This is a genomic window from Clostridium sp. (genome assembly GCF_051278035.1).
Taxonomy (GTDB): Bacteria; Bacillota; Clostridia; order Clostridiales; family Clostridiaceae; genus Clostridium_AD.
Map to the genome: position 1 here is coordinate 1 of NZ_JBNMNU010000206.1, position 6,948 is coordinate 6,948.

The 6,948-nt window shown below is 28.8% G+C and carries 11 protein-coding genes; 9 read left to right on the plus strand and 2 right to left on the minus strand.

Translation table 11 applies throughout. From position 1 onward, the window contains the following. A partial coding sequence (locus ACJAX4_RS20795; RefSeq protein WP_435791342.1) for a hypothetical protein occupies positions 1–226 on the minus strand: 226 nt, incomplete at its 3' end. A 304-nt stretch (positions 227–530) separates the two neighbouring features. After that, a complete protein-coding gene (locus tag ACJAX4_RS20800) occupies positions 531–959 on the minus strand; it encodes a cytidine deaminase (protein ID WP_435791343.1) in 429 nt (142 codons plus the stop codon). Between the two features lie 179 nt (positions 960–1,138). On the opposite strand from ACJAX4_RS20800, the gene ACJAX4_RS20805 reads away from it, so the two are divergent. The 9 genes from ACJAX4_RS20805 to ACJAX4_RS20845 all read left to right on the plus strand — a co-directional run bounded on the left by ACJAX4_RS20805 (position 1,139) and on the right by ACJAX4_RS20845 (position 6,704). Next, positions 1,139–1,462 (plus strand): PadR family transcriptional regulator, encoded by a 324-nt coding sequence (locus ACJAX4_RS20805; RefSeq protein WP_435791344.1) that lies wholly within the window; start codon positions 1,139–1,141, stop codon positions 1,460–1,462. Between the two features lie 4 nt (positions 1,463–1,466). Then, entirely contained in the window at positions 1,467–2,150 is a 684-nt protein-coding gene (locus ACJAX4_RS20810; RefSeq protein ID WP_435791345.1) for a hypothetical protein, read from the plus strand. A 721-nt stretch (positions 2,151–2,871) separates the two neighbouring features. Beyond that, on the plus strand, positions 2,872–3,030 hold the full coding sequence (rd, locus tag ACJAX4_RS20815) for a rubredoxin (RefSeq protein ID WP_435791346.1): 159 nt from the start codon (positions 2,872–2,874) through the stop codon (positions 3,028–3,030). A gap of 45 nt (positions 3,031–3,075) precedes the next feature. Further along, positions 3,076–3,264: a ferredoxin gene (locus ACJAX4_RS20820; RefSeq protein WP_435791347.1), complete on the plus strand. Its 189-nt coding sequence runs from the start codon at positions 3,076–3,078 to the stop codon at positions 3,262–3,264. 34 nt (positions 3,265–3,298) lie between these two features. After that, positions 3,299–3,640: a cupin domain-containing protein gene (locus ACJAX4_RS20825; protein WP_435791348.1), complete on the plus strand. Its 342-nt coding sequence runs from the start codon at positions 3,299–3,301 to the stop codon at positions 3,638–3,640. A 186-nt stretch (positions 3,641–3,826) separates the two neighbouring features. Beyond that, positions 3,827–4,861, plus strand: coding sequence for an IS1595 family transposase (locus tag ACJAX4_RS20830; protein ID WP_435791349.1), 1,035 nt, complete (start codon positions 3,827–3,829; stop codon positions 4,859–4,861). Between the two features lie 184 nt (positions 4,862–5,045). Further along, positions 5,046–5,342 (plus strand): hypothetical protein, encoded by a 297-nt coding sequence (locus ACJAX4_RS20835; protein WP_435791350.1) that lies wholly within the window; start codon positions 5,046–5,048, stop codon positions 5,340–5,342. 129 nt (positions 5,343–5,471) lie between these two features. Then, a complete protein-coding gene (locus ACJAX4_RS20840) occupies positions 5,472–5,885 on the plus strand; it encodes a hypothetical protein (protein ID WP_435791351.1) in 414 nt (137 codons plus the stop codon). 252 nt (positions 5,886–6,137) lie between these two features. Then, on the plus strand, positions 6,138–6,704 hold the full coding sequence (locus tag ACJAX4_RS20845; protein WP_435791352.1) for an RNA polymerase sigma factor: 567 nt from the start codon (positions 6,138–6,140) through the stop codon (positions 6,702–6,704). Positions 6,705–6,948 lie beyond the last annotated feature (244 nt).

Genomic DNA, 6,948 nt, shown 5'->3' on the forward strand with positions numbered 1-6,948 from the left:
TGATAATCATTTTGAATGCTTTCTTTTTATTAAGTAAGAAACTTATAATTATAAATATCATATTCAAAATCATAAGGATTAGCCCAATTATCATTAACCAGTCAATGCCCCTTATTCCATTATAAAGTTTATCAGGCCAATCGGTTTTAACATAAAAAAATAGAATTATACTAGATAGAATACTTATGGATGTAATTATAATAATAATAGCTTTTTTATTTTTCATTTTTAAGTGCCCCCCTAAAAAATGCTTACCTTACAACTGACGCTGTAATTGGATACTTATATAGTATTGACTTCATACTTATAACACACCTTTATGCCTCACAATTTTTTGCGATTCTATTTTAACAATACCATGATTTAGTATAAATATAAAGATTAGAGATATTCTTTATATATTGTAATAATCCGTTGATTGTTATAACCCACTGAAAATGAAGGGTTAATAATTTTATTTATAGTCAATATGGCATTGTCACCTTAAAAATTCACCTTATAAATAATATGATGAAAGATATATGTAAATTTTAAATTTTCTTATAATGCTCTAACTCTTCATTCGGATAAGCCCCTGTCCAATGGTATGGCTGTAATTCATTAAGAGTTACAAATTTAGGAACGTTATCTTTGGTTGTTACTCCAACTTTTACATCCGTTCCCCAATAACGTAATCGCTCTTGACATACACCACAAGGTGAAAGTACCTTGAATGGAGAGACTTCATCGTCCCTTGTAACGCATAGGCAATGTGTTACGTTTGCTTGATATTTCTGTGCTTCGCACATTGCCCCTGTTTCTATACAAACTGACACACTAGCATTAGCAGTTTCTAATGCCACGCTTATAAAATATTTATCATCCTCAGTATGAATTACTGCCACACCACCCCATCCTAGTGGAAAACGATGCTCAATAAATTCAACAGCTTTTCTGTACATGTTTTGTTCTATATCCATAATTTCAACCCCTTATTATATAAATAATGCACCGAGATAGATTACAATTTTGACTAACAAAATATATTTGATTATACCATGATTAACATAAATTAATCTTATGGATTTTATTGACAATTAAACTACTATGCAGTACAATATAGTTAAACTATTATGTGGTGCAAGGTAGGTGGATTAATGTGGTAGATCGTTCACAGTTAATGCGTGGAACATTAGAGGGATGTATAGTTAAGATAATAAGTGGGGAAGAAACATATGGCTATGAAATAGTATCACGATTACAAGATTATGGATTTGATTCTGTAAAAGAAGGGTCAACTTATCCTATTTTATTACGACTTGAAAAAAAGAAAATCATTTCATCTATTTATAAGGAGTCTCCTCTAGGACCAAAGAGAAAGTATTATTTTTTAACAAATATAGGAAAAGAGTTTTTAAAAGAATTTGAAATTGTATGGAATGATGTAAAGAAGTCTGTGGATCAAATAATGGAGGGAGAATGAGAATATGACTCAAAATGAAGTAATCTTGTTAAAAGAAGAAAATGAAAAGCAGTCAATAGAATTAAGGGAAGAAGACGAGCGGATCATTAAAAATATTATGAAAAGTATGAGTATGTTTAAGGTTAATTCATATGATGCACAAGTAATTCAAAGGGACTTGATAGGAATGGCACAAGAATTGGAATTAAGAAATTCCAGCTTGCAAGAGGCTGTAGGGGATGATGTAAAAGGCTTTACTAATGATATTATCAATAACAGTAGTGGACCATGTAAAAGAGAAATTTTACTAAATCTTTTTCTTAAACTATCTGGATATTTCTTTCTTTGGTTTACAGGATTAGCTTTTGTGGCCTATGGCGGATTATCATGGGAAGCAAATCCAATTATATATCTTTATTATATTGGGGTGGTATTAATTATATTTGTAACAGAAGGGATGATAACTCCATTATTTATTACTGAAAAAGGGCTTAAGAAGAAATTATCCTCAGTGTTTTCAATAATGCTATTTGTAGTTTTGACAGCTATTTTATTTTTTATAAATGATAATCACTATACTACAGAAGTCAATGGCGGATACATAATTGTGATATCTGCAATAATATATTTAATCACAAAATATTTGAATAGAATAAATATTCATAGATTAGCCAAAGGCAAAAAAAATTATATTGCTGATTTAAAATAGGTCAATACCATCACCTAATGTGATCATAGATAATATGCAACAGTTTGTTCAGATTGCTCCTAATAGAATTGGAATTGTAGATAGTGGGGTTCAAACTGGTATTAGAGGGCAATTTAGCAACCAGTGCATTTGTTCTAGTACCAATTTTATGTGGAATATCATGTATTATATGGTTTATTAATGATTATATTTACCATAGGAAAATTATAAGAGAATAATAAGGATTCGTGGCCCAAGCAACAAAACAATTTTTAAAAGTCGGTGGAATATTATTATGTAATGATAGTCATGGTGATGCAACATTAGTAAGATTTGATGAAGATCCCCCCCTCTGGAGCTCAGATTGGGGTTTCTTTTGGTTAAATATAAGTTATATAATACCATATATTTAGGGTGAAAAAATAAATAGATATTCTACAAAGCTAGGATATGATTATGAAAATAATATTTTACAATTGTTATGAAAGGAACATAATACCAATTGAATTAATTTCACATTGAGGTCGATGAGACCCGTCTAACGCAGTTAAAGAAGGTGAAATTAGATACTTCTTCTTAATTGGAGTTTGGTAACGTATGATACCGACAATATAACGATTAGTCAATATACTAGTCTTATAACATAATAAATTGAAAGAAGCTAATAAAGATATTAAAATAAATAAATAAATAAATAAATTATAGAAATATTTGAAACAATAAATTAAGAGGAGATGTTTTTATGGATAAGTATGTTTGCATAGTATGTGGGTACGAGTATGACCCTGAAATAGGAGATCCAGATGGTGGACTAAAGCCGGGTACTAAATTTGAGGATATTCCAGAAGATTGGATTTGTCCATTATGTGGAGTTACTAAATCAGATTTTGAAAGAATGTAATAAGATTTCTTTTATTATCAAAAATATGTTAGAGGAGTGATATTAATGAAAGCTCACGTAGATAAGGATACATGTATTGGATGTGGAATATGCCCAGAGGTATGTCCAGAAATTTTTGAAATGGAAGATGACGGAAAAGCAGTAGCATCGCCAGATGAGGTTGCAGAAAAATTTGTAAGTAGTGCAAAGGAAGCAGAAGAACAATGCCCAGTGGGAGCAATAATCGTAGAGTAACCATTAACATACTATTAAATAAAGGAGGAATATTATGAAAATAGAAAGAATATCTGAAAAAATGGTATATAGTGAGGAAAAATTCACTAAAAGAATTATTTTCAAGGAAGATAGGGTTCTTAATTTTGTTTTAAATTTTAAACCAGGTCAAGGAGTTCCGGCTCATAATCATGAACAAAGTGATCTTATTATTCAGGTTCTTGTAGGTCAAGGAGATATGGGTGTCGACGGCATAAATCATAAAATTACTCAAGGTGATGTTATACACTGCAAGGGTACTGAAGTTTTTAGCTTAACAAATACTAGCGATAAAGATATGTCATGTTATGTTATACTTGCTCCAAATCCATCCCCAATGTATTCAAAAGAAGTATAGTAAGTCCAGCCATTTTGAGTTCAATAATGGTTGTAAGAGAACAGAAATTATAATAGTGATATTTAAAGCTACATAATTTATTTCTGTTTCATAGAAAGTAACCCCATATCCAATGGATATGGGGTTACTTTATTAACTATGTATTGTGCTATAATAAGGTAGTAGATACATTTATGAGGTGATTATATGCCAAGCGTGGGTATTTTAAAAGAAGATATAAAAACTTTTTCAGATTTAGAGTTACAAGACTTATTTGACTTCATAGGGGAGATAATGTCACTTAACTCATTAACTCATAGTCTTCCTAAAGATTGTAGAGAATCTCGATTTGCAAAGGGGGAGGTTTGCCCTCATTGTAACTCAACTCATGTTGTTAAGAATGGTAAATTAAATGATAAACAAAGGTATAAATGTAGGACTTGTAATAGGACTTTTAATGACTTTACAAAATCTGCATTATCAAGCACCAAACTACCTTTAGAAAAATGGATAAATTATGCTAAATGTATGGTTATGGGAAATAGTATAAGAAAAAGTGCTGAAATTATAGAAGTTTGTGTTAAAACCTCATTTTATATGAGACATAAAATACTTGATTGTATAGGAACATTTATGGGTACGGGAGATGTTGATGGTGTTGTAGAAATGGATGAAACATTTGTAGCCGAATCGTTCAAAGGTAATCATAAAAAAAGTGGGTTTTTAATGCCAAGACGTTCTCGCAAAAGAGGTAAAGAAATTACAATACGTGGTATAAGTAATGAACAGATATGTGTAGCCACAGCGGTTGATAGAAACAACAATATTATTCTTGAAATGATATGTAAGGGCAGAGTGGGTTATAGAGACCTCGAAAGGCTTTACGGTGGTCATATAGACAATGATGCTATTATTTGTACAGATAGTCACAAAAGTTACATTCGATTTGGTAGAGACCTTAATTTAGACCATAAACGTATTATGAGAGACCATCATAAGAATGGTATTTATCATATTAATTATGTAAATAATTTGCATAGTCAGTTTAAAAAATGGATGGTAAAATTTAATGGAGTATCGACTAAATTTTTGGATAATTATCTGCATTGGTCCAAGTGGTTACAATGTTTTAAGGATGATAAAGACATAATTAAAAGCAAAAATATTATAGTTCATAGTACAACAAACTTTGTAGATACCAGAATTGTTACTTACAAAGGTAGAGAACCAATTTTTAGATGATTTAATCCGTTATACTTGAAATTTATGTTATTTTTAGTGTATAAATAAACTATAATTTAACAAACACTTGTATAATATTGTTCATTAATAACCTGAATAACCTTTTTGAAATTTATTATTAAGTAAATTTTATAAAGATATCAATTATGTTTAAAAAACGAAAATTAAATTAGGGGGAAAAGCAATGCAAAATTTTATTAAAATTATGATTATTATTATTATAAGTAATCTGGTAGGTTTTGGGTTTCTTGTTAATGGAGAAATAGGATTAAAAAAAATGAAAAAACAGTTTAGCAAGTCAAACTGTGATGTATCGGAAATGGAAAGAAAAAAGCGTCTCCCATATATGATATCGGAGATGGAAAGAAAAAAACGTCTCCCATTTATAATATATAAATTAATAGGGTGTTTTATTCCTATAATTACTGCATTAATCATTATAATATTAGTTTACAATGAGATAATTATACTTAATAGTTAGGAAAAAGTATATGGGCTTGTCTGTTTACGAGAAGTCCATTTTATATTCTTTTATCCTCATTATTGTCTAACATAGCCTTATAAATAAAGTATATAATTATAATTATCAAATTTAAGGGGTGGTTTTGTGTTGAAAAATAAAACTTTAATTTTAGTTTTATTGTTGTTTATCTCTATTGTTTTTAATGGTTATCTTTTCAATGGCATATCTAAAAATAATACTCAACAAATAACAAATAATGATATTAAATCTCAACTCTCCTTTTTAGGTGCAAGTCTAGGAGGTTTAAAGAGGGATGACAATTTAAGGTTTATGACCTCAACAATAGGATCAGTTTTCTGGTTGTCTCGTTCGTCAAATAATATTGATGGTAACACTACGGAATTATTCCAAGAGTTAACCAATTTATTTATTAATTCAGATGTGGATAAAATATATAAAAACAAAATAACACTATCACAATTAATTAATACATTAGCTACCACACCAAATGATAAAAAAACTAAAATGAGCTTAAGGAATTTAATTAACACATTAAATTAATATTGTGTTACTTTTACATTAGCTGTATTTATTAAAATACCACTTAATGGTATAATATCCATATAATCAAGAAAAATATTTGAATGTGAATATATGTTAGAAATAACACTGAAAAATTTAAATTAAGAGAATTCAATGAAAAAAAGGGTATGGATTTTGTTGCTGTTGAAATCATTGGTCATTGACATGCTATTATTTTTGAAATGGTTTTCTGAAATCCTCTCATATATTATTAACTTAAGGAGAAAAGTAATGAAGTTTATTGATGTATTTAAATCTAACAAAAGAAAAAAAGCTTTTGAAGAACAGATGTCTATAGTATATAAGGAGTTATATAAATTTATATACTCTATTATAAAAAACCAGAATTTAGCTGAGGATATACTTCAACAGACCTTAATGAAAGCTTATGAAAAGTTTGATACAATTGAAGATATAAAAAAATTTAAACCATGGATTTTTACAATAGCGAAGAATGAGAGTTTGTCATGGATTAGAAAATATAATAGGGAAATTCCTAGTGAAGATACTTACTTAGAGTTATTAGGTAATTCCTCAGAAGATATTCCAGAAGAATTATTGATAAAACGGGAAACAAATGAGCAGATAAAACAATCTATTAAAATGTTAAATCCTGTTGATCAAGAGATAATATATTTAAGATATTACTGTGATTTGAATTTAAATGAAATAGCATTGATACTAAACTTAAATATAAACACTGTTAAAACAAAACATAAAAGGGCGAAAAACAAGATATATACACATCTTATATGCGCTGATCCTTCTTTTGAAGTTGCGGCAACAGTTTTAGATTAAGATAATTTACAAAAAAATGAAACTTTTTAAAAAAAACATTATCTAATATATAAGAGGCCCAGCTTATATGTGTTGATGCATATTTTGAAGTTGCTGCGATGGGTTATAGACTAAAAAGAGGTGAAATAATATGAAGCAAAATAATGTAGATAGAATTATAAAAGATACGTATACAGAGTTTAATAGCGAATTGGATATTCATTCAGATATTAAAATTCCTGAATTTAATACCATAATGAATAAA